The organism is Schwartzia succinivorans DSM 10502 (assembly GCF_900129225.1).
In the GTDB taxonomy this organism is placed as follows: Bacteria; Bacillota; Negativicutes; order Selenomonadales; family Selenomonadaceae; genus Schwartzia; species Schwartzia succinivorans.
In genome coordinates this window covers 173,531-198,045 of sequence record NZ_FQUG01000002.1, presented here as the reverse complement: position 1 = coordinate 198,045, position 24,515 = coordinate 173,531, and the positions used below count along the sequence as shown (strand labels likewise).

Below are 24,515 nucleotides of genomic sequence, written 5' to 3'. Positions count from 1 at the left end.
CAAGCTACCTCTCACTCTACAACTACCTTTACATACCGTTTTATATCTTGCAAAGCTGAACGAGCCTCATCAATACCTTTAAAACTCAACACCAATGTTCCGATTGCTGCATTTGCTCCTGAAAAATCTCCGATCTGCATACCAGATTCTACCCATATATCACATTCTATAACATGTTTTTGTGCAAATTCTTCATCTATGATTAATTTCTCAAATATCCCCTGCTTATTGCTATGAATAATATACTCCGCCCATGCGCCCTTATATACCGGATCATGCAACTCCTGAATTGGCATTCCTAACGCGCCGCGTACATTAGCTTCAATCAAATCTTGCCCACAAGCATATTTCAACATTTCAGAAAGCCTATTTCCACCACCACGCGGCGACACTTCCATGATATACGGTTTTCCGTCTGTGCAAAAACGCGTTTCAACATTATAAATTGAAGTTCCAAGCTGTAATAACTTAATCAAACGCTGTAGTTCACTTCGCAACTCACTTTGAGCTGACATGGGCATATCCGATGGCCAACTATATCCAGCCGGAGTATATGGATTAAGTGAATTTTCATCAAAGTACTGACAGTCAAAGCTTGCAAAGACAAGCTTATTATCAACAGAAAAACAATCTGTATCAGATGAGCATCCAACCTTTTCCAAAAACTCTTCAATGATTACACGCCCTGATAAGGAATGATCAAAAGCCTCACTCAGCGCCGCATCCAATGCCTCATAATTATCCACACGCGATACGCCTTTACTCCCTGCTGAATCTACTGGTTTAACGATAACCGGAAACGAAAATTGTTTTATCCCCAACTTAGCATCTTCTTTTGAACTATATCCATGTGCCAAAGGAACATTAAATTTATTCTCCGACAAAAAATGTCTGAATTTATCTTTATTTTGTAAAATCTCTACAGATTTGTATGGACACCCCGGCAACCCAAGTTTTTCAGCAACATAAGCAGCTGTTACCACCCCTGGATCTGTGGCGAATGAAACAATTCCGTCAATAGTTAGTCTCTTCGCCAGTTCCAAAACTTTTTCTTTGTCCGTAATACTTACGTTATGATATTCATCAGAATACTTATGCCCAATATTATCGGGTAAATAATCGCAAGTTATCACATGCATCCCCATTACCTGCGCTGTTTTAATAACGGGAATAATATATCTTGACCCACCTAGAATCATAAGCTTCTTTTTCAAGAAATTCCCTCCTCATATTGAAACAACCTTCCAAATACGATAACCAACAAATAATATCCCTCAGGCAAAATTTATACGAACTACAATTGTGCAGAATACCTGAATTTCATCTATAGCAGAACATTCATCACTTCATTATCACAAGCCTGCTCAGTAGCGCCTTCAGCACATCTATTGAATCAGATTCATACTGTTTTTCTCGCACAGTTACGAATACAAATATCACAGTTTTCATCCAGGATATTAATGCTTTTTCAAAATCTTCCAAGGTATGAAGGTACAATTTATTTTTATACGCATATTCAATTTCAAGTCCCCAACAAATTGCACCTATAAGCATGGACCGCGGAGTCCTTTGGCTTTGTCCCTCATGCATACGAAAAAGACTCAAAGGTTCCCTTATATAGAATAAATCTCCATGTTGCAAGCAAGCGAGCCACGTTGGAAAATCGCTAATAAAATATTTCCCCTCTTCTCCGCTAAATCCTAGATCATTATTATGTAGATATTCTTTTTTTATAAGAACAGTTGTCGGTTCACCCACAAAATTCTGTCCTAACACAAAAATCTCCCTACCCATAGCTTCACCATCAGCACGGGTCGTTTGGTTGAATGCAGGCTTCCATTCCGGATTATCAAAACTCTCTCCGTGTGCTCCAATCAATTCCCGGTAGGATGTAACAAGGGCAATGCCGTCATTTTGCTCATAGCAATCCACCATTTTCTCAATCTTTTCAGGAACAAAAAGATCATCATCCATAAGCCAGTTTACATACAGTGCCTTAGGATTATTATACTGCCGAGCCCGATTCCAATTATCCATTGATTCAAAATCCGGATGATGCTCATATATAATATTGCTATATTTTTCAAGGTATTGAACCATCAGTTCTTTTGTTTTCGTATTGTGACTGTTATCAGTGATAAATATTTCAATATTTCGGTATGTCTGAGCAAGAGCACTCTCCAACGCTTCTTTGAAATATTCAGGACGATTGTAAGTCGGGATTATCACAGATACCAGCGGAAAAATGTCCTTCGAATATGTATCCAAAAATATTTCCTGACTTGCCTTGTCATACTTCTTTTGCTCATTCCAATCGGCTATACACCAGTAATCATCCTGCTTCGGGACAACCACCTTATATCCTGCATTTCTGTATTCTGTACACTGCGCAGTATCCCAGTAAACATCCGTATGAAATAAATCTGTCCTCCACGGCAAATCATACTGAGTCGCCATCCAAAAGCCATCAACTGCCATTACTTCTCTATAATCGGCTTCAAAGTTTCCTTTTTCAAACTTTTTCCCTTGATAGTCTATCGCCTTACCAATTCTTTTATTCGCCCACGTGCATACTCCATGAGTAGGAATTTTTTCCGTGCCTATTAACCCCAACACGCCTATTGTATTATCCTCATTGAATATGCCAATAATATCTTCCAAAATATTTTCGTTAATTATAACTGCCTTTGTGTCAAGATATACCTTGTATTTCGCATCAGTCTGGCTACGACCCTTTTCGTAAGCCTCTGTGCGAAAAAGTGCATCTGTAACTTCAACCATTTCTGCGCTATACCCATCAGGAATATGCAAAGCTCTTAGGTATTCTCTTTGCTTTATTCCTGCTTCTTTGTCATTTACCCATATAATTATCGCAATACTTTTTTCCTCTGCCATTTTAACCTCACCTATTAAAACAAGATATACTTTCTTAGCCCTAAAATCTCAACAGAAGTTTATAGCACAATATTGGTTCACCAAACAATGCCAGAATCCATACGCCCCTTAAAATGTTCCCGGCAATAGGCAAGAAATTTACGAACATTTTCATGATTATTCACATCAAAGGAATCTATCCATTCCCTTAATTCCTTCTGTGTCCTTTCAGCAAACTCAATTTCCTCAGGCGAAGTACCGAAAGCTATCCCCAATCTCTTATCATTTCCGGCAACATAATCTGCCCTTTTTTTCCCAGGCTCAGGAACGACTATAGATACGCAACCGCAAACAGCAGCCACAACAGAATAAAATGTTTGCGTATCAAAAGAATAACAGTATTCGCATTGGTTCATAACTTTTACTTTTTCCTCATCAGGCAGATTATCTACTATAATTCCAGGTACTGTTTCAGGCAAATCTGCACGGATATGCCCCTTTCGAATTATGAAGCAACTCCCTTCCCGATGACCATAATTTGTTCTCTTATACAGATTATAGTTAAAATGCCGCAATGTCACTTTCCGACAAGTCGGATTAAGCGTATAGTCATTAAATATTTCACGATAGCAGATGAATAAGTCATCTTTTCCATAAGGCTGTTCTCCAGCATCACCTTTGAGTCTTGTAGCCCCCAGAAACCATCTGACAACATGCTTGGCAGCCAGCGGATTCCCAAAAATGACCTCAGGGTAGACCACGATTGTGTCATCATCAACATATGGCCAGTTAGTAAGTTCACACCCTTTGACCGCACCCTCCTGAATGTCCAGCTTATGCTCTGAGCTTTTATTCATGAATGGTAAATATTGCTGCAAAAACTCCTGTCTTGATTTAGGATATCTGACATTAGGACGCAGTAAGAAAACCTTAGACTCATAGCCATAATCTGCTAACATACGGCACAATAAATGCAGAACAACTGGTCCTCCCCAGAACTGGTGTGGTGAAACTATTAAGAACTTCGGTTTCTTTATCTTTTTTTCCATATCATTCTTGCCTCCACCTAAAAATTACCTATAATCAAAGGTTTATTACTTCAGATCCGTATTTTTTCCAAAGTTCATTCTCCGTGGAAATATTCCACTCAATTGCCTTTTCAAAAAGCTTCTGTCCTGCCTGCATGCGAACCTGCCGCTCAATGTTATACTGCCTTTCGGGCATTTGCCCCTTTTCACGCAGAAGCTTATCTATTTTCTCCTGCTCCAGCATTACGAACTTCTCAAGCTTTTTCTCAAGCACAAGTTTTATTATTGCATCCTTCACCGGATAAGGCTCCCTTCCAAGTATAGGAAGCATCGTGTCCCACATTTCCCACAGATATTTTTTCGCTTCACCTTTAAGCATAGCTCTGCGAACTGCCTCCAATATCGGCTCTCTGTCAGTATCTTTAGGGAATCTTCCACGAAGCACGCCCTCCAGGGCTGCACACCACAAGAGGGTAAGCTCCTCCAGTCTTCCGTCCCACACATCATGACTTTCAGGAAATTTTGAAAGTACTTCATTCCAAAATTCTGTCAAGCGGAGACTTTCTCCCCTTTGCAGCCATCCCCATACCGGCTGCAAATCTATCACCCTACGTCCAGAAAGGTAATTATGGCAAAGCGCATGAGTATAGACAGGCAAACCGCCAGTTTTTCCCGGCATAGTGTACCCATGTTCTTCTATCACAGGCCACCAAAAATCCTGCTCTATGCGGCTCCAACCATGACATCCAAACGGACGCCATCCCCTTTGAATTTTTTTAAAGATATGACGTGTATTCTCCTGAACGGAAAAACCGAACGCTGTGTCAATATCCGCGACTTTAAATTCAATATCATCCCGTACCCCACAGTATGCAAAGAAAATATCCTCTGCGAGAATAAAAGTATGTACAAACGGAGTATCTGCAATAATCCTGTCAATGTCATCAAGAACACGAATCACGGAAGGAATCCTTCTCAGGGAAAAACCGCCATTTCCTACCCTCGCCCCGATAGCGTGCCAAAATGGTGCAAACCTTCCGATAGGAGCTCCAATATAATCAAAGCGCATATCACAGAATTCTTTAAGACGATCAGAAAATACAAATACATCCAGCTGATACAAGAGCATATATTCATATGCAGAAAACCGTGCGTAAAAATCCTTCTGCATCATAAGACAGCTGTAGGAGGTAACACTCTGAAACCAATGATCCTCAAACCGTTCAACCCCAATACCTTCTCCCAGACTTCCAAAATCGAACACCAAGGATTGGGGCGCAACGAAAACACGCGGATATTTTCCAAGAATTTTGTTAAGCTGTTTCAGCGCTATTACCTCTGTGGGCGATAATTTGTCCTTATAAATTGGAATCACAATGACAACCGATTTATCCGTCATATTTTCATCTCCGGCTCAACAGGGATTTATTCCCGAATATTCTTCGCAAACTGTTCTTTCCAAACGATGGTCTGGTCTACGAAAGCTCTTACATACGCTTCGTCAATATGCGCTGTTTCACACAACCTTTTCAGGCTTTCACGATTCTCCTTCAAATCTATACCGTACTCAATGCGGCGCAGCAGTGTTACAAGCTGTCTACGTATTTTAGGCGTATAGCGTGCCTTCAGTGAAGCAACCTCCTGCATGGAACGATGTGCTATGACAAGCCAGTTTTCCGTGTTCATGTCCTCTCTGTCAGAAAACCCTGCCCGTTCAAGCTCGTCCAACAGTTTGTCAGGTCCTGGACTGGTTTCAGGGAGAAATGACACCTCTTTGTAAAATGACGCATAAAGAAGCGTCCTGAAATCCTCTCTTGCGAAAAGACGGTGTGCCAGCGCGTAAAAATGGCCATCCCTAAGATTGTCCAATATTTTCCACCAGCGTATATTTTCAAAGCTTGTCAAAAGTGCCCCGATGGGTTTAATAAATCTGCTGAAGCCTGCCGCTATGTCCTGTGGGTTACCCGCAAGCTCAAGAAGATGCTCTGATAGGATATAATCAAAACTCTCCTTTGGAAACGGCAGTGGTTCTGCCGTATAATCGAGAATTTCCCATGAGACATTAAGGTCTTCCCACTCTTTTTCCCTCGGTGCATCCTCATTTTCCGTCACCGCAGCAAGTTCAGCATTGGGAAATGCTCTTCGAATAAGAGGAAGATATTCAAGGCTTTCCACTACTAAAAAAGAAATAGGTTCATCAGAGGATGCAAGAAATTTCATCAGTCCGAATGTCGTCCTCTTTTTCATTCCTTTACCTCCGTCCTTTTCCTTCGACACACCTCATAAAACTCCTGCAGAAGATTACCAACATCATGGGCATAACCGGGTCCATCCATCAACGGACTCTGCTGAACCATTCCCCTGAGTCTTTGATGCAGGATAAAGAGATATTCCGGTGATGATGCCAATGCAACGGCAATATCCACATAAGAGCGCATATCCGCCGCAGCAAGCTCTCCTATGCCCACATTCATGAGCATACTGTAGCCAAACCGTGCGCCGTGGCGATTTCCTATCAGTGTAACTACAGGAACTCCCATATAGAGTGTCTCACATGTTGTCAGGCCGCCTGTGTATGGTGATGTATCCAGTGCTATGTCCATATCGTTGTATTCATCCAGATAATTTGTACTGAAGCCACGGCATTCTACTGATGCAAGGTCGATTCCTGCCTGTGCAATTCTCTCCCTTGCATACTGTCTTCCTTCCTCGGAATTAAATATCTTCTGCTTCAAAAGCAGTCTTGACCGTGGTACACGCCTCAGGATTTCACTCCATGCCCTGAGCATTTCATCCGTAATCTTGGAGAAATTATTGAAGCATCCGAAGGTCACGCGCCCGCCGCGCATACATGGCGGTTTCTGTACAATATCCGGAAAAGCATAGGGCTTTGTATAGCAGAAATGTGAATGTGGAAGCCGCAGCATAGTTTCCGTAAAGAAAGCATCCCGTTCCTTAGGCGAACAGTAAATATCCGACAGAAATCCGTCAACATTTGCCATTCCGCTGCTGTTCATGTATCCAATGCCGGTAAGCTGCACAGGAGCAGGCTGATACGCAAGAACAGGGAGACAGCTGGTCTCTGTATGTCCTGTAAGGTCAAAGAGTATATCTATCTCATCCCCCTTTATTTTATCGGCAATTGACTTCCAGTCCTTTGTTTCTATGTCGCGCCATTTATCCGCGCACGCCTTCAACTTTTCGGTAATGGTATCATTTTCCTGTTTGACCGCATAGCAGAAAACTTCAAATTTCTCACGGTTCATATACCTAAGGAGCGCATACACAAACCACGCAACTGGGTGAGTTCTGAAATCCCCGGAAAGAAAGCCCACTCTCAGTCTTTTATGACCGTACCAGCACCGCTTCATCGGTTCAATATTTCGAAGCATCAACCTATACCCACGGTAATATCTGCGCATTGTCATGGCACGGATGTTGGGCTGATGGTTAAGGGTAAAAAGCGCATTGCTGTACTCTACCAACTTCAGCGAAGAGTCTCTCTCAGTCTCCGCCGCTTTTCGAAACGCACTGAATGCCAGCGAATTTTCTCCAATTGAGGAAAGAGTGCTCCCCAAAAGGCTCCACGCTGTAGATAAAAGCGGGTCCGACTGGCCTTCAAAAAGCGCAATAATCTGCTGCAAAACCGCAAGCTCGCTGATAGGACGTCCACTGTCACGCTCAACATACGCCTCCAAAAGAAACGCCGGCAGTGTTCCCACATCAGTCTGCGCCTTCATTTCTTTAAGCAGCCTTCTCGCCTCAGCCAGGTCTTTCTTTTCCCATGCAGCCAGCGCACTATCGTATAGTTTTATATTTTGCAGCAGAATCTGCCTTTTCTGCGGATCCATCCTAACATCCTTTTCCCTTGGAAATATGAATTGGTACGCTAAGTCTTCCTTCATGTTCCTAAGATAGAGAAAGCAGGCTCTGATTATTTCATCAAAACCTGCGTAACGAAGACATGCGGTAAAATGTCATTTTACCGCAGCTTCATCTTTATTATCTTAGTGTTCGGAGCAGAAGAAAATCTGCCTGCTTCATAAGGGAAGCAAATTTCAGCGCTCTTTCCCTGTTTCCCATTTCAAGCTGCAAAAGCGCCATATTGCGAAGCGTATAATCCGACTGAGCATCCGTCTTCAAAGCCTCCGAAAGCAGAAGCTCCGCGCCCTTAAGGTCACGCTCCAGATAAAGTCCTCCCGCAAAGGAGTTAAGCATCTCAATCTTGCGTGCAGCCCCTGCATTCTGTGCTTCGACCTCACGGAGCATTAACTCCGCAGCCGTATGAGACTCAGAATCCTGCGTCGCAACCTTTGGCTCTGCTGCAGGCTTAGAAACCGCCCCGGCAATTTTCTCTCCTGCCTCTTCCTTTGCCTCAGCCAGCTTTGCACGAAGTGCCTGCAGTATATCCGCAGGCTTCTTCGCTGCCGCATCTGCTGCGGCATCCGCAGCACCCGCAACGGCTTCAACAGCCTTATCCTTGACAGCTGCAGCCTGTTCCTTTACCTGAGACGCTTTTTCACTTGCCTCGGCTACCTTTGCCTTCAGGCTGCTGAGAAGAGCAGCTGCCTTATCCTCCGGTTCTGCTTTTTCTCCGTCAAGATGCAGGAATTTTGCGATATGCGGATAATCCCGAACAATTTTTGCTTTTTCGTTTCTCCCGTAGAAGGCGACGATTTCCTCAATTTCTTCCTTTTTCTCATCAGAAAGAGCCGTCCCATAATTTTCAAGTATGAAATCGAAAACAGCAAGTCCGTCATCAGGGCGGTCCTGCAAAATACAGAGTCTGGCCAAGAGGATACGGGCATCAATATGTCCCGGGTCTGCCGTTAACGTATTCGTCACCCAGTTTGCCGAACGGTCATAATCTCCTGCCATGAAATACGAGTACGCCGCATCATACATGAACTCCGGCTTTACATCCCCTGCCTGTACAAGCTCGGCGATTGTCTCTATTGCCTTTTCATACTCACCGTGCTCCATCTGCTCTCTGAGCTTTTCCTCTGTTTCCCTGTTTGCCATATTTATCGCCTGTTCCTCTTTATTTTTTTGCTTTTTCTTCATTTGACGAGATGCTTTTCCCATGATGCAGCCTCCCAGCTTTCAAATTTATCTATAATATTATTAAATTCTATAAAAAGCTGTAAATTCCTTCTTTCATTCAAGAATTGAGCCACTCTTTCCATATTTTTTCATAGGCGGCCTCAACATCACGCACATAGCCTCTTGCGTCCATCAACGGAGATTTCTGCATCATAGTGCGAAGCGATGCGTGAAGCCCCTCCAGGAGCTCTCTGTCTCCTGCCAGCGCAGCTGCAATTCGTATATATTCTTCTTCCGATGATGCCGTAAGCTCTCCAAGTCCCATATTCTTCAGCAGACTATACCCGAAACGTGAACCGTGCCGCTGCCCATAACGTGTGACCACGGGAACGCCCATATAGAGCGCCTCGCAGGTAGTACCGCCTCCAGGGTAAGGATACGTGTCAAGGGCAATATCCATATCCATATATTCGTCCAAATATGATGCAGTCCCGGGGCGTATATCAATCTGCTCTTTTTCAAACCCCATATTCAAAAGACGCTTCTTCATTCGCTCCACGCGGTCAATTGTACGGTATACATTTTTAAGCAGCAGCTTCGACCCCGGCACTATTTGCAGCAGACGCTTCCATGTGCGGAGCATTTCATCTGTAATCTTGTCGAAATTATTAAAGCTGCCAAACACAATGGGCGAATGTACATGATACTCAGCCTTGCACTTTAAAACTGTTTCAGGAGGAGTATAACAAAAATGGCTGTGCGGCAGTCGGATAAGTTTCTCCGTGAACAGCGCATCATTTTCCGGTGGATCGCAGTAATTGTCACTCAAAAAATAATCTATAGCAGAAAGTCCCGTGGTATCGAACCAGCCGATGCCGCAAAGCTGTACAGGCGCAGGCTTATACGCACATATCTGAAGTGTTGCGCCACCCTCTGTATGCCCTGCCAAATCAAAAAGAATATCTATTCCATCGTCATATATTTTCTGTGCTGCTTCATGAGCATTGAGTCCTGAAAGGTCCCGCCAGCCGTCCGTCATATTCATAAGCCAGTCCGATACCTCGTCATGACGCCCCCCTGTCTGATAAAGGTATACCTCAAAGCGTTCCCTGTCATAAGCTGAAAAAAGCTGGATGGCAAAATTCAACACAATATGTGTCATTAGATTTGGAGAAAGATATCCTATCCGAAGCTTCATTTTTGCCTGCTTTTTGTGTGGAAAAGCTATATTTTTCAAAAACATCTGATTGTATAAAGTATGGGCATCAAACATATCCTTATCTGATATTCCATCGATGTAATGAAGATTAATAAAGTAGTTGCTGGCTATCCTGCGCTGGGAAAGAAGCGGCATGCCTTCAGGTGAAAACAACGCATTTCTAAGATTTTCTACTCCTTCACGGATTTTATCTATGCCAATCTGGCACATACCTTTCGCTTCATAAAACGCCCAACGTTTTTCCATCGGAAGGTTATCTATTTGCATATCATGCAAGATCGCCAAAGCCTCTTCATATTTGCCTTCGTCATGAAGTTTCTTCGCCTTTGCATAGATTTTCTCCACGTCATCTTTATCAAACTTCTTCATACAGCTTTTCCACCTCCTTCATATATGTTTTCTCATTCATAAGATTTGAATTCTGCATCATTCCGCGTATGTTTTTGTGTAGCGCATCCAAAAGCTCCACATCGTTAGCCAGGCCAACAGCACGCTCAACATAGCCCTCATCATCCTTGGAAGCCAGCTCAGAAAGCCCCACCTCGGATAAAATCCCATAAGCAAAACGGCTGCTGTGACGAGTACCGTATTTCGTGACAACAGGTACGCCCATCCAAAGAGCGTCACAGGTAGTTGCTCCACCCGGATACGGATATGTATCAAGGGCAATATCCACGTTGAGATACCTCTCCATATAGTCAGGGCTTGCACCCTCCAATATAATTCTTCCTATATCCATTCCCAACTTTTCCATACGATCCAGCGACTTCAACACCATTTCCGGCACAGAATAGCTTTCACTCTTGAAAAGCATTATGGAATTTGGAACTATATCCATTATTTTTTTCCACACGCAGAGCATTTCATCTGTAATTTTAAGATAATTATTGAATACCCCAAAGGTTACATAACCGTTAGCCTTGCACGGCACACCTTTGCTCTCCGGCAGATTCGGTCTTGGACGATAGCAGAACTGACTTGTCAACCTCAAAAGCTTTTCAGTAAAATATTCATCATTCATCCCGAGCGGGTCAATAAATCCGTCGGTTATGAAATAATCTGTCTCAGTGAGTCCCGTGGTCGCCATATATCCAAGCCCCGATATCTGTACAGGCGCAGGCTTGTATGCAAATGCCGCAAGCCCGCTCTTTGAGGTATGTCCCCCAAGCTCAACCAAAACATCTATTTCATCCCTGCGGACTGTTTCAGCAATTTCCCATGCCGTTTTTCCTTCAAGATTATGCCAGCCCTTCGCAAAGCTCTTGAGCGTCTCTGTCCTGTCATCAATTTTCCCGGTGTTATACCCGTAAATTTCAAATTTTTCACGGTCGCAGCACTCAAAAAATGGCCAGACAAAATACTCCATGACGTGATGATTAAGGTTCGGCGACAAATAACCTATGCGCAGCTTACCGTGATTACGGTTCTTCGGCTTTAAAGGCGTTATACCATCAAAAAGCTTCTGATATCCACAGTGCTTTTGAAAAAGCTCCTTTTCATTTACATCCTTTGCGTTGAAGGACAACAGCCACTGGCCATAAGCTCCTGTCTGTGTTTCCAAAGCCAAAGGCTTTGATGCTTCAATGCGCTCAAGAAGATATTTTTCCGTATTTTCATGGTCTGCATGTCCTGCAGTGAGTGCCCTAAGGTCACACCACGCGTAAAGCTGCTCCTTGGTTAAGGTTTCTCTGAGCTTAGAATCATCCAGCCATTCTGCTGCAATATCCAGGGCATCCTGCAGTCGCTCATTTTTCCATAGAGAAACGCCGCGGATATATGCCATTTCTTCACTTTTCTCAATAGCATACGCTTCTTCTAAAAAGCGAAGTGCCGAGCGAAAATTTCCATTTTGAAAACGTTTCTTTGCATTTTTCCTGCAGAAAGCAAGCCTCTCTTCACTGCTTTCATCTCCACGGGCCAGCTTTTCCAATGCAGCTTCCCATTCGTTCATAAAACGACGAACGTCCATAACGGCCGTTTTTTGCAGCTTCGCCCTTAACGAAGCACGTTCTTTTGCCAGCATTTCCTTCCCGCGTGCCAGACGTATTGCAGCTTCCGCCTGCGTCTCAAAGGAAGCCGCGGCCCATGTCTCAAATCCATTGTCTGCCAGAAAATGATGCATCCATAAAGGTGAGGACGGCGAAAGCAGTGTCGGTACGCCTGCGTAAAGGGACATATAAAGCTCCCAGGTGCGAAGCTCTCCAAAGCCAAGCAGCACATCAACATCAGAAAGGCTTTCCCAATTCATCCCATCCTCTACCGCAAGCTCAATAGCGCCTGCAGAAATCCCTGCGGAAAGAAGCGGCTCCGCCATAGATGCATCCGGCACTGACACAGAAACCCGAAGTTTTGCGCTTGGGACATGCTTAAGAATTGTTTTCAGGCAGGAAACTTCTTCTCTTGTCATATTCTTTGGCGAACAAAAAATTCCTAAGGTAACACCTCCGCGGCTTCTGAATGGCGGAAGTAAATTTGCGATAGGCATTCCAGGAAGCACTGCCATTCCGTAAGGTATTCCGCCAAGCTTTTCCGCCATATCTGATATGGAAAGACAGCACTGCGCAGGGCGTCTCTCGAAAATTTTCTCTGCCACTCCGTTTTCTGATATATCTACCAGTATATCCAATGCATCACGACGGATAACATCTGCCGCCGTTTCATCACCGCATTTTGAAATATCTCTCCACTCGTCAGAAGCCTCACGAAAACTTTCAGTAAGCGTGTCCGCTGTTCCCGTCATATAGCATATGACCTCAAATTCATCCGAATCATGCATTCCGAAAAATGAGACCAGGAGTGGAAGCATCGGAACCTGGCAAAATTCATCCGAAATATAGCCAACCCGAATTTTATCCTTCATGCACTCTCCGCTCCTTCCATATTCTTTCGTATGCTGCCTCTACCTCAGCCATATACTGCCCTGCGTTCATCAGTGGGGATGCTTCCATCATTGACCTGAGTCTTTTATGCAGAATATCCAAAAGCTCAACATCCGAAGCAAGTCCCACAGCACGCGCCACATAATCCTCTGTTGTTTCGACAGTAAGACCTTCCAGCCCCACAGCCGCCATCATCCCATAGGCAAAACGGGAGCTTCGACGGTCACTGTACATGGTGATGACAGGCACTCCCATGTAGAGAGCATCTGCCGTTGTTCCTCCTCCGGGATAGGGGTATGTATCAAGGGCAATATCCACATCAAGATACCGCTCCATGTAGTCCATGGTAGCCGGCTCAAAAATTACGCGGTCCATATCAAGGCCTGCAGCCTCCATGCGTTCAAAGGCATCATCCACGTTCTGCGGGCTGAAAAAAATCTGCGACTTCATAAGAAGCTTGGAATTTGGAACTGCTTCAAGGATTCTTTTCCAAGCCGAAAGCATTTCACCGGTTACTTTCCGAAAATGATTGAACACGCCAAAGAGTACCCATCCTCTTTCCTTCGATGGCGCTCCATTTGATGCAGGGAATGTCCCCAGCGGCGCATAGCAAAACTGACTTGTGAGCCGCAAAAGCTTTTCGGTAAACAGTTGCTCATGAGCTCCTTCGGTGTCAACAAAGCCGTCCGTCAGGTAATAATCTACCGTAGAAAGTCCAGTCGTTGCCATATACCCAAGCCCCGAAACTTGTACAGGCGCAGGCTTATGTGCAAGCACAGGAAGGCCGCTTCCCGTCGAATGACCTGCAAGGTCCACAAGAATATCTATTTCATCATCGTATATTCTTCTTGCGACTTTCTCCCAGGGCTGCCCTGCAAGATTCGTCCATGCGTCAGCACTTTTGCGCAACGCTTCGCTGTATCTATCCTCCTGCCCCGTAAGGCTGTAGACATGAACCTCAAAACGGCTGCGATCGTATGCCGTAAGAAACGGCCATGCAAAATGCACCATGACATGCTGACGAAAATCCGAGGAAATATATCCGATACGAAGCTTTTTATGCTCCACATGTTTTTTATGCGTGTACTGCCTAACATCCCTGAAAAAATCCCCATATCGGAGATGTGCCTCAAAAAGCTCCTGCTCATTTGTATCCACAGCATTCTGCGCCAAAAGATACGAGCTGTACATCTCCACTTTACGCACAAAGGACTTGGATTCCTTAGAAGCTCTCAAATACTGCTCAGGAGCATCCGAAAGCCCCATGCTGTAGGCAAGCCAGCCGGCTATTCCAAGAGTCCAGTCCCTCATTCCGCTTTCCGCCTCGTTTTTAATTTCAGAAGCAAGCTCAGCTTTACAAACCTCATAGGCCTCGCGGAATCGTCCGAGAGATTTCAGTGACCAGATTTCCATGCAGTGAATGTCATGCGCCCATAGAGTTCTTTCCTTAATCCCTGACGCCCAATAGAGAGCATGCTCATAATCCTGCATATTATAATATGCCTTAGCAGCGAGATAACATTCAGGATCTCCTGCCACTCCCGCCGCTTCCATGCGGCTGACAATACGTACTGCTTTTTTCCAGTCTTTTTTTGCTTCCGCTTCATTCAGCAGGCGATTGGTTTTACTGTCGTTCTTTGCACAGTTATGGGGCGAATGAACCTTTTCCCATTCATGCCACACTGACGCATACGCTTCCTCAAGCTCTGTCATGTACTGTTTTTCATTCATCACGGACGTTTCCTTCATCCGCCTTCTTATAGTCTGATGAAGATGTGACAACTCTTTCTGATTCTCTGCCAAGCTGACGGCAGCCTCAACATATTTCTCACGTGAATCTGCGCAGAGCTTATCAAGGCCGATATTTTTCAAGAGACTGGTTCCGAATCGTGTATGATGATGACTTCCTGACAGAGTAACAACAGGTACACCCATATACAAAGCATCACAGGTAGTCCCGCCACCCGGATACGGATATGTATCCAGGGCAATATCTACCCTGCCGTAGGCATCAAGATATTTGTCCGTGTAACCCTCAAGCTCCACAGACTCCATAGATATTCCTGCTTCTGTCAGTCTTTTTGCAATTTCGTCCGTTCTTTCCCTGCGGTCAAAGACACTGCCCTTAAGGAAAAGCTTCGAACCCGGAACAAGCCTCAAAATTTCAGCCCAGACAGAAAGCATTTCATCCGTTACCTTATCAAACTGGTTAAAGCAGCCAAAGGTCACATGGCCTGCCTTTCTACAGGGCGCAGGATAAGACTTCGCTTTCAAAATCGGTGTAAAACAAAGATGCGAGTGAGGCAGACGAATGAGCTTTTCGGTAAACTGTGCTTCTTCTCCCGTGGGTGCGGATGCCTCATCTGCCAGGAAATAATCCACCGCAACAAGGCCTGTTGTACGAAACCAGCCAACCCCGGATATCTGCACAGGCGCAGGCTTATATGCAAGGATCGGCAGCGCGTTGTCCCCCGTATGTCCTGAAAGGTCAACGAGGATGTCTATTTCGTCTTTATAAATAATGGCAGCGGAATCTTTTGCACTTAACCCCTTTATATACCTGAAACCGTCTGCCTCAGCTGCAAAAATACGGCTGACATCGTTTTCATCGCACAGCGAATAGCCGTACACCTCAAAGCACGCTCTGTCTGCGGAGCGGAAAAAGGCACGGCTGAAGCACGCAACTATATGACGTCTGAAATCCGGGGATATATAGCCTATGCGAAGCTTATCATGCCGATGATGCTTTTCATCATGCTTATGCTGCGGCACAGTACCAAGTAGCTTTTCGTATTCCTTTGCCGCCTGCAAAAGCTTGTCATCGCTGTTTTCAAAAAACGACAGGTTCAGGAGATAATTACTGTAATCCGCCAGCTTTCCGTTTCCAATCTCCTTAAAGCCGCTGGACAGAAGATATTCCTCCGCTGCGGTTTTTCTGTCCCCCCGTGCCTTTGCAAGCTCAGCCAGGAGATGATGAACAGCTCCCTTCTGCCACTCCAAAAGGCCGCCAAAGGAAAGCGCACGCTCCGCGAAGCTCTGCGCCTCTTTCATATTCTTTTGCAGAAACCTTACAGATGCCAAAAGGAAGCAGCCATATCCGTAAGGTTTTTCTGCAACCTTTAAACACTCTGCCGCCTCAGCTGCTTTTTCAGCATCTTCCGCATCCAAAAAGAGCACACAGACCTCTTCCATAAGCTCACGGTTTTCAGGCTTTGCCTTCAAAATTTTCGCAGCCGTCTCCAACGCCCGTGCCGTATCGCCTTTGGCTGCAAATCCGCGCATTTTTTGCGCTTCTTCCCTCACCTCGCGGTACGCCATTGGCTTTTCTGATTCTTTCATTTTTTCTATCTCTGCCAAATGCTCCTTTATCTTGTCTACCTGTTCCATATCCCGGGATGCAAAAACATCAACATTTTCCCCTCGCTCACTAGCCGAAAGAAGCTCCAGTCCTTTCTTCCACTCATGTTCTGCCGTATCATAATCCTTCCGCTCCCATGCAAAATCCCCTGCAAAGAAATGAAAAACAGGAAGCTTCGGATGGCGCTCCAGCGAAACAGCCAATGCAGCATCAATTTCCTCTCTGGGCCGCCCTAATCGCAAAAGTGAAACAAGAAGCACTTCATCCGGGCGGTTTGAAAGTCCCATTGGCATAAGCCCTGTCCCTATAGCGTCCACGGCGTACTTTGCCGCATTCATATAATCCCCAAGCCCAAAATAGCAGTCCGCAAGATAATAGGCATCCATTGGCTGTGCATTACCCTTTTCCTGTTCCTCCAAAAGGATTTGAAGATTACGCTTGAATTTTTCGGGACGCACAGCCTCCGCGTAGCCGCTGTGCCAGATGGTCACATCAGGAATGAGCTGCGCCGTCCTGCCTGAACGCGCCGCGTCAACAAGATGCTCATGGATTCTTCCTTCGTAGCGGATAGAACGGCTGCATCGGAAAATGCGTATCTGATAGCAGTCTCCCTTTTCCACCTCAAGCGCCTTAGGATCATAATCCACAAGACGGCATACAAATCCCATTACCCTTGTGTCCCCAAGATAACGCTCCATAGCCTGTCTCACTCTTGGAGCGTCATTTTCACGGATTGTCTCATCGGCATCAAGAAAAACAATCCAGTCCCCTTCAGCATTATCCAGCGCGAAATTTTTTGCTGCAGAGAAATCGTTACACCATGGAAAATCAAGAACTCTTGCTCCGCCTGCCGCCGCAAGCTCCTTTGTCCTGTCCTCCGAGCCTGTATCCACAACCACCATTTCATCAGAAAGGCGACGGGCCGATTCAAGCCATAAGCCTATATTCTTTTCCTCATTTTTTACGATGACACACGCCGTCACCTTCATGAGAATAACCTCCTAAGATTCTTCTGCCTTTTTTCTTCGTCCTCACCCTTTGACGGAAGAAGCATTGAAAGCTCAGCAGGCGGAACATTTTTCGTCTCAGTAAGCCAATAGCCCAGGCCGGAGAGAGCCATTCCCTCGTCAACAGCAAGGGCACCTGCTGCTTCATAGCGTCCTGCAAGGAAGAAGCGCGTAAAATCTGTCATCATTCCATCCGTCAGCCGCTCGTAATAAAACGCTTCCTTGGAATGTCCTGTCTGCATCAGCACCGGAACAAGAAATACCGCGTCAGCCTTCTTATCGTATAGTGCGTCAAGCATCTCGATAACATCAAGCGCGTCAACACCTTTGAGAAGCCGCATAAGCGACTGCAAAATCTCGCTCCTGTGTTTATTCATCTGCAGTGCCTTCACGTAAAGCTCCACAGCTGCCTGTCTGTCCTTTTTCCAAGCCGCAAGCTGTCCAAGATACCAATATGCCGTAGGGATTAAATTTTTCGTTTCATCCACCATAAGCGAAACCGCTGTTTCCGGCTTTTTCTTACCGCTCATGGCTATGCCTTCATTAAGCTCAGCCTCCGCCCGCAAATAATCTTTGCCGCGCCAAGCCCCAAAGGCTGAAAGAAGCCGGAACTCTGCCGTGCCTGGATACTTTGCAAGGCCCATCTGCACTGCCTTTTCAATTTCTTCCCGAGGCGCGTCCAAAAGGATAAGCGATTGAATCAAAATACTGTAGGGACGGTTTTCACGTCCTACAGGAACAAGCTCCTCATCAATCGCCTTTCTGATGTATTCCACGGTCCTTTTATAGTCCTTCATATCGTAATAGCACTCCGCCAGATAATAATCATCTGACGGCTGGTGACCGCGGCGCTTCTGCTCCGCCAAAAGGATTTCAAGATTTCTCTGAAGCTTTTGATGAATGATGTGTTCAGAATATCCCGTATGATAAATGGAAAGCTCCTTTACAAACTGCATACGCGTGGGATAAGGCGCCCCGCTCTTAAGCACCTCATGAACAGCCCCATGATAACGCAAAAAGGGCTTATTTCGAAAGATTCGTATCTGATAGCCTGTGTTGATGTAGCGATAGCCACGGTCTGCATCAAGGTTAACCCACAGCGTCATAAGACCGATAACCTCACGCACGCTGTCATATTTTCTTAAAAGCTCAAGAACCGTACGGCAGCCTTCATCCGTAAAATATTCGTCAGCGTCGAGAAATAAAATCCAGTCGCCCTTGGCATGGTCAATGGCAAAGTTCTTTGCCTTGGCAAAATCGCCAACCCAGGGGAAATGGAAAACCTTTGCGCCGCCCTTTTCCGCAATCTCAACTGTGTTATCCTCTGAGCCCGTATCCACAACTACCATATCCCTGGTGAGCTTTTTCATGCAGTCCAGCCAGCGGGGCAGATTTTTTTCTTCATTTTTTACGATTACACACGCCGTAATTTTCATTTTCCTGCCGCCTCCTTCGCCCATTTAAGATAGGCCTTCAGCTCGCCTGATGTATCTCCCATGGCCATAGCTTTCTCAAGGCTTTCGGCTGCCGCCTCAGCGTCCCCGATATGATAAAGGTTTATGCCAACATTCTTCCAAAACTCTGCCGATATGAGTGCTGAATCGCCCGGAAGCTGCGCAAACAGCTCAAAGGCGGGCTTCCAGCGCTCAGCATCCATCACCTGTTTTGCCGCGTCATAAAGACATTCCTCTGAGATTCCCAGCCCAAGTGATGCAAAACGTGCAAGCTGCTCATCATCCGCATACTCTATAAACCATGGCAGCATAGGTGCAAAGCCCTCATCATCAAATGCCTCTGCACGACCTGTATATGCAAGCCATACGCCCAGCGCCGTGGGAGGCAGCAGTCTTTCTGCCGTCATACGCATAACCGAAGCAGACGGGGTATCAACCTTTTCCAAACGTATAAGTACAAGAAGAAGCTTTGAAAAGTTTTCTGCCAGACCTCCCACAATGCGGTTCCTAAGTTCTTCCAATGATATCTTTTCGACATCGTCATAAAGCGCAATGCGTGGAAGCTCCCTGCCTGTTTTTGTCTTTATCCTTTCGGCAAAAATACGGTACAAATCAATTCTCCCATGATGCTCTGCCCAGCGCGACAAAAACCGCAGCTCTTCATCCGTATCTCCTGCAATGGCTGCCATTTTCCCTGCAGTTTCCTCAGCAGCACCGGTCTGCATTTCCGCAAAGATCTCCAGTGCCTCTTCATTATGGGGTTCTATATCAAGCGCTCTTTTAAGCTCTTTCTCTGCCATGCCAAGCTCCCCCTTTTCTTTTGCAACCTCCGCAAGCCCGCGATAAAGCTCATCCTCCATATCCGAAAAGCCTGTTGCTTCTCTTTGCTTCTGCCCTGCCAGAGCTTCAGCATCACGGAATTCTTTTTCCGCCTCATCAATGCGTTTTTCCTTCAGTCGCAGCTTACCCAGAACAATATGAAAGTCCGGAAGCTTTGGAAATTCTTCCGCAGCCTTTTTAGCCCAGGAAATCCTTTCTTCCAACGGACGTCTTAAAACCTCCATAGAACGAAGCGCTATGCGGTAAAGCTCGCTTTCCGAATCCGAGGACTTCATGGGAGACTCAATTGCTTTTTTCGCATAATGAAGCGCTTCCTCAAAGAACCCAAGCCCTAAAAAGCTTGCTGCAAGGTAACGGTAGTGCTTAGGGCTCTCCCCGTTTTCTTCTATGTCCTTTTGCAGCAGCGCAAGATTTCTCCTGTGCTTTTCCAAAATTCTTCCTGCAGAATATCCCGTATGCCTGACGACAAGCTTTTCTGAGTCTACAGTTATAAGCTCACTGCCGTCTGTTTTCGTAATCGCCTCATGCACAGCATTTTGATAGCGTATATTTTCCTTATTCCTAAAAATTCTTACCGTGCGGAATCTTTGAATCTCCCTTTCCCTGTCATCCTCATCCACGTTTACAATCGCCACACGGACGGCATCTGCAGCGGGATTCCTCTTCAAAATTTCACTAAGCTCTGTCCGCACAAGCTCGGGCTCATAAAAGGTCTCGTCTGCATCAAGAAACGCGATCCAGTCTCCCGAAGCTTTTTTTATTGCCGAGTTTTTTGCCTCGGAAAAATCATTGTTCCACGGCACTTCATAAACAGAAACCCCTGCCTTTAATGCAATTTCCTTTGTTTTATCCGTAGAGCCTGTGTCTATAACGATGCGCTCGTCGGCATACCGCCTTGAGTTTTCCAGCCAAGCAGGAAGATCCTTTTCCTCATTCTTCACTATGACACATGCAGAAATTTTCACCTCGCCACAGGAAAGCTTTTCCTGCCATAGCGCAAGTCTTCCTTCAAGCACTTTTTTCATGGACTCGTCAAACTGCATAGGCTCAATGCTATGATAATTCTCATATGCGTATAGTCCCTGCTCTGCAGCACGAACGGCCTCATCAAATTTTCTTTCCGCAGCATATGCTTCCGCAAGCTCCGCATGAAATTCCGGAAGCTCAGAAAAATCCTTTACCGCCTTCTCCAGAACGCGAAGCTGCCTTTCATGATATCCCCTGAGAAGATTTATCAAAACACGGTAAGAGCGGCTGGCATAGGTCTGCGCCTGCCTTCCCCGCGCGATATCCATCTCCGCGTACTTAACCGCATTTTCTGTATCACCGACTCCTTCATAGGCCTCTGCCAGTGCCATGTAGAGCTGCTCAGGATGCTTTGCCTCTTTTAAATCCATCAGCAAAAGCCTCAGATTTCTCTCTGCCTTTTCCTTTGATAAATGTGCGGAATAGCCTGTATGAATAAGACAAAGCTCTTCCTCAGGAACAAATGCCACCCGCTCAATTATCTCTCCGTTTTCCATAAGCTGCTCATGAATACGTCCCACATAACGAAGGGACGAAAGATTTTTGAAAATACGCGGCGTATACACATCTACCAGATGGGCCCCTGTGTCAGAATCATAGTTTTTCCACTGCAGTGCCAAAAGGAGCATTCCGTTTTTGTCGGCATTCTCTACGACTGTCCGTATATTTGCCTTTGTCTCGTCAGTAAAGTATTCGTCGGCATCAAGAAATACAACCCAATCTCCGGTCACTTTTTCCAGCGCGAAATTTCGTGCGTCGGCAAAATGCTCCTTCCATGTATACGAAAAGACCCGTGCGCCATACGCCCGGGCAATATTTACGGTATCATCAGTAGAACCTGTATCGACTACAACTATCTCATCTGCCGATTTTTCCGCACTCAAAAGAGACCGTTCCAGGACGGCAGCTTCATTTTTCACAATATAACACAGAGAGATTTTAATCCGGCTGTCTTTAGTCACTTTCCCGCACCTCCATGTGCATCCGTTCCCGATTCCTTCATAAGCTGTTCGACGGCCTGATGCAGAAAACGATTTCGCGCCTCCAGAATACTTTGGTTCTTGTCATCACAGAAAAGAGCCTTATCAAAGTATGCCGCAGCCTCCTCCATATTATTTTCCATCATAAAAAGCTCTCCAAGCCTTGAATAGACAATAGCAGCTGTTTTCTTTGTAAAGTATCTGTCTACATGTATATCTTCCACAGGATTCTCAAAGTAGTAAATAGACTTCAAAAGTGCTTCCTCAGCTTCGGAAAGCCTTCCCATTCCGCAAAGAATCATCCCTCGCTCTCCGTGAAACTCGGGAATATCAGGAAATTCAGATACTGCAGCATCAGCAAGCTGCAGCATTTCCTCAAGAGAACCGTTCATCTGCCGCAGTGATTCAATAGCCATATGATACATCTCTGTCCGTCCTGTTATTGCCTGTGCCTGGGAATCCAAAGCCAGTCTTGCGTATCTGAGTGCCTCATCATACTGCTTTAAATCAAAATAGCAGGGTACAAAATACAGCCAGAGGCCCAGCTGCTCTCCGTTCTCCCTGACTTCCCTCTCCAAAAGTGCAAGATTCCTTTTCGCCTTTTCCTCAGAAATCTCTCTCCTGTAACCGGTGTGAAAAATACTCAATCTTTCATCTGCGTATGCAAACTTCGGCAGCTTTCCGTTCTTTGAAATATTTTCATGTATGCGTCCTCTATAGCGCAAATCTGACCTATTTCTGAAAATGCGGCAAATCCATATAGGCGCTGCAGCATCATCATTTTCATCAGTTCCTGTCTGATTGTATATGTGTACCATAACAGCTTCAGTATCATCATCCGCCGCAAATTCTTCTACTGCTTCCCTAACCATCTCAGGATAGCGAAAGGATTCGTCTGCGTCAGGAAAAATAATCCAATCCCCTGCTGCTTTTTCAAGTGCAAAATTTCTCGGTGCCGAAAAATCATCACACCAGTCGAAATGAAATACCTGTGCGCCGTATTTTTTTGCTATTTCAACAGTACCATCAGTTGAACCTGTATCAACAACAATAATTTCGTCCACTGCAGACTGCAGACTTTCTATAGATGCTGGCAGATTCTTTTCTTCGTTTTTCACGATATAGCAGGCGGATATTTTCATGTCAGTGTGCTCCCATGTCTTTCCATATTTCAAAAATCACATAATTTACTTAATATATATTATACGCTAATTTGGGTAAATTTCCTTTACAATCGGAAAATTTACTGCACAGAAAAAGGCAGCCACCGAAGTGACTGCCTTTGAGTTTGTTTGGTAGTGCAGCTTACTGGAGCAGGCTGAGAACAGAGGAGCTGTTCTGATTTGCCTGTGCAAGCATGGACTGTGCGGCCTGCAGAAGAACGTTGTTCTTCGTGTATTCCGTCATTTCCTTTGCCATGTCGGCATCGCGAATCGTGGACTCGGAAGCCTGGACGTTCTCGGAAGCTGTTGTCAGGTTTGCAGATGTGTACTCGAGACGGCTCTCAATAGAACCGATTGTCGTCTGCTGATCCAGTGCTTTCTGGAGAGCGTTGTCGAGAACATTGATTGCTGCGTTCGCTTTAGCCTGCGTGGAAACGTTCAGCGTTGTGCCGTCTGTACCCTTAAGTCCGAGAGCAACGGAGCGCATATCTGTCATGCTGACTTTGATAGCCTGGTTCGCTTTCGTGCCCGTCTGGAGAACAAGGCTGTTGTCTGCAGATGCGTTCTGTGCACGGATGGACTCGTTGAAGTTATCAAGAACTGCATTTGCATTCTTGTTAATCTTGCCTGTGTTGTCCGTGATGCTGATGGTGAAGCCTGCAATCTGTCCGTCTGTACCGGAGGATTTTGCCGTCAGCGTCATAGCGCAGCCGCGGTCTGCCGTGTAAACAGTGTTGCCGGAGCCGTCAGTTCCGATGACATCAGTCTTAGACGCGTTAAGCGTAAGCTGCCCAGCAATAGTCGATGTTCCGTTGTATGCCGTTCTTGCAAGAATTTGCGCGAATGTCTGTGTTCCAACGGAGAAGGTCGTCGTGTAGGTCTGACCCTGCTTAACGTAGGAAATCGTAACGTTATCAGTAGAATGGATGTAGAGACTCTCGCCGCTGCGGTTCTTAAGCTCTGTAATCTTAGATCCCTGAACCGTATCCGTGGAGAGACTCTGGTTCGTCAAAGCCGTCGTCGTAGCTGTCGTCTTGCTGTTGTGGGAACCATCAACAAGATATTTGCCGTTGTACGTTACGTTTGCGTTGTCATCAATCTGGTCGATGGACTGATCCAGTTCTTTCTGGATTGTCTGACGGTCTGCATCTGTATTCGTATCGTTGGCTGCATTGATGACTTTCTCTTTGAGAGTCTTAAGAATCTCAACTGTGCTGGAGACTGCGCCTTCAGCAACCTTCATCATGCTGTTGCCGTTCTGAGTGTTCTTGTTGTCCTGATCCAAGGAACGGATCTGAACGCGCATACGCTCGGAAATTGCATAGCCGGAAGCATCATCTGCTGCGCTGTTGATACGCATACCCGAAGATACCTTCTGCAGGCTCTTCGAAAGTGCACTCGAGTTCTTGTTCAGAGTGTTCAGCGTGTTGACTGCCGACATGTTGTTTTTTACTACCATTGCCATGATAAATTCCTCCCTGGTTTATATGTTGTTGTTTTCGGGCATCCCTGCCCGCTCTAAAATATAATAGTGAGCGCCTTTGTTTCCCTCTGGTGCTAGCGTTCCGTCCGGATTACAACGGACCGCTCACATATTATCTCTCTGTCATCTATTATATCGTTGTAAAACCATTTTTGTTAAGT

Annotated in this window: 14 protein-coding genes; all 14 read right to left on the bottom strand. The window is 45.6% G+C overall.

Annotation, left to right across the window (positions count from 1 at the left end; translation table 11 throughout):
* Positions 1-11: 11 nt before the first annotated feature.
* Positions 12-1,214: an ATP-grasp domain-containing protein gene (locus tag BUA83_RS00840; RefSeq protein WP_200795954.1), complete on the bottom strand. Its 1,203-nt coding sequence runs from the start codon at positions 1,212-1,214 to the stop codon at positions 12-14.
* 127 nt (positions 1,215-1,341) lie between these two features.
* Positions 1,342-2,895, bottom strand: coding sequence for a glycosyltransferase (locus tag BUA83_RS00835; RefSeq protein ID WP_072934294.1), 1,554 nt, complete (start codon positions 2,893-2,895; stop codon positions 1,342-1,344).
* 77 nt (positions 2,896-2,972) lie between these two features.
* Positions 2,973-3,923 (bottom strand): hypothetical protein, encoded by a 951-nt coding sequence (locus tag BUA83_RS00830; RefSeq protein ID WP_072934293.1) that lies wholly within the window; start codon positions 3,921-3,923, stop codon positions 2,973-2,975.
* A gap of 34 nt (positions 3,924-3,957) precedes the next feature.
* A complete protein-coding gene (locus BUA83_RS00825; protein ID WP_072934292.1) occupies positions 3,958-5,301 on the bottom strand; it encodes a DUF5672 family protein in 1,344 nt (447 codons plus the stop codon).
* Between the two features lie 26 nt (positions 5,302-5,327).
* Positions 5,328-6,149: a methyltransferase domain-containing protein gene (locus tag BUA83_RS00820; RefSeq protein WP_072934291.1), complete on the bottom strand. Its 822-nt coding sequence runs from the start codon at positions 6,147-6,149 to the stop codon at positions 5,328-5,330.
* Entirely contained in the window at positions 6,146-7,753 is a 1,608-nt protein-coding gene (locus BUA83_RS00815; protein ID WP_072934290.1) for an O-linked N-acetylglucosamine transferase, SPINDLY family protein, read from the bottom strand. The genes BUA83_RS00820 and BUA83_RS00815 overlap by 4 nt, the downstream gene beginning before the upstream one ends.
* A 151-nt stretch (positions 7,754-7,904) precedes the next feature.
* Entirely contained in the window at positions 7,905-8,987 is a 1,083-nt protein-coding gene (locus BUA83_RS00810) for a tetratricopeptide repeat protein (RefSeq protein ID WP_094756383.1), read from the bottom strand.
* A gap of 76 nt (positions 8,988-9,063) precedes the next feature.
* Positions 9,064-10,533 (bottom strand): O-linked N-acetylglucosamine transferase, SPINDLY family protein, encoded by a 1,470-nt coding sequence (locus tag BUA83_RS00805; protein WP_094756382.1) that lies wholly within the window; start codon positions 10,531-10,533, stop codon positions 9,064-9,066.
* Positions 10,520-13,024 (bottom strand): O-linked N-acetylglucosamine transferase family protein, encoded by a 2,505-nt coding sequence (locus BUA83_RS00800; protein WP_072934288.1) that lies wholly within the window; start codon positions 13,022-13,024, stop codon positions 10,520-10,522. The genes BUA83_RS00805 and BUA83_RS00800 overlap by 14 nt, the downstream gene beginning before the upstream one ends.
* Positions 13,014-17,390 (bottom strand): O-linked N-acetylglucosamine transferase family protein, encoded by a 4,377-nt coding sequence (locus tag BUA83_RS00795; RefSeq protein ID WP_094756381.1) that lies wholly within the window; start codon positions 17,388-17,390, stop codon positions 13,014-13,016. The genes BUA83_RS00800 and BUA83_RS00795 overlap by 11 nt, the downstream gene beginning before the upstream one ends.
* Positions 17,387-18,844, bottom strand: coding sequence for a tetratricopeptide repeat-containing glycosyltransferase family 2 protein (locus tag BUA83_RS00785; protein WP_072934287.1), 1,458 nt, complete (start codon positions 18,842-18,844; stop codon positions 17,387-17,389). Before BUA83_RS00785 ends, BUA83_RS00795 begins: the two co-directional genes overlap by 4 nt.
* Entirely contained in the window at positions 18,841-21,690 is a 2,850-nt protein-coding gene (locus BUA83_RS00780) for a tetratricopeptide repeat-containing glycosyltransferase family 2 protein (protein ID WP_072934286.1), read from the bottom strand. Before BUA83_RS00780 ends, BUA83_RS00785 begins: the two co-directional genes overlap by 4 nt.
* Positions 21,687-22,850 carry a glycosyltransferase family 2 protein gene (locus BUA83_RS00775; protein WP_072934285.1) on the bottom strand — a complete coding sequence of 388 codons (1,164 nt, stop codon included), beginning with the start codon at positions 22,848-22,850 and terminating at the stop codon, positions 21,687-21,689. The genes BUA83_RS00780 and BUA83_RS00775 overlap by 4 nt, the downstream gene beginning before the upstream one ends.
* 163 nt (positions 22,851-23,013) lie before the next feature.
* Complete coding sequence (locus tag BUA83_RS00770; protein WP_072934284.1) at positions 23,014-24,336, bottom strand: flagellin N-terminal helical domain-containing protein; 1,323 nt, start codon at positions 24,334-24,336, stop codon at positions 23,014-23,016.
* Between the last annotated feature and the right edge of the window lie 179 nt (positions 24,337-24,515).

Coding starts and splice junctions, on each gene's coding strand:
- BUA83_RS00795 (WP_094756381.1), bottom strand. CDS start 17,390: ATGAAGGTGACGGCGTGTGTCATCGTAAAAAATGAGGAAAAGAATATA.
- BUA83_RS00830 (WP_072934293.1), bottom strand. CDS start 3,923: ATGGAAAAAAAGATAAAGAAACCGAAGTTCTTAATAGTTTCACCACAC.
- BUA83_RS00775 (WP_072934285.1), bottom strand. CDS start 22,850: ATGAAAATATCCGCCTGCTATATCGTGAAAAACGAAGAAAAGAATCTG.
- BUA83_RS00800 (WP_072934288.1), bottom strand. CDS start 13,024: ATGAAGGATAAAATTCGGGTTGGCTATATTTCGGATGAATTTTGCCAG.
- BUA83_RS00835 (WP_072934294.1), bottom strand. CDS start 2,895: ATGGCAGAGGAAAAAAGTATTGCGATAATTATATGGGTAAATGACAAA.
- BUA83_RS00815 (WP_072934290.1), bottom strand. CDS start 7,753: ATGGATCCGCAGAAAAGGCAGATTCTGCTGCAAAATATAAAACTATAC.
- BUA83_RS00825 (WP_072934292.1), bottom strand. CDS start 5,301: ATGACGGATAAATCGGTTGTCATTGTGATTCCAATTTATAAGGACAAA.
- BUA83_RS00770 (WP_072934284.1), bottom strand. CDS start 24,336: ATGGCAATGGTAGTAAAAAACAACATGTCGGCAGTCAACACGCTGAAC.
- BUA83_RS00785 (WP_072934287.1), bottom strand. CDS start 18,844: ATGAAAATTACGGCGTGTGTAATCGTAAAAAATGAAGAAAAAAATCTG.
- BUA83_RS00820 (WP_072934291.1), bottom strand. CDS start 6,149: ATGAAAAAGAGGACGACATTCGGACTGATGAAATTTCTTGCATCCTCT.
- BUA83_RS00810 (WP_094756383.1), bottom strand. CDS start 8,987: ATGGGAAAAGCATCTCGTCAAATGAAGAAAAAGCAAAAAAATAAAGAG.
- BUA83_RS00805 (WP_094756382.1), bottom strand. CDS start 10,533: ATGAAGAAGTTTGATAAAGATGACGTGGAGAAAATCTATGCAAAGGCG.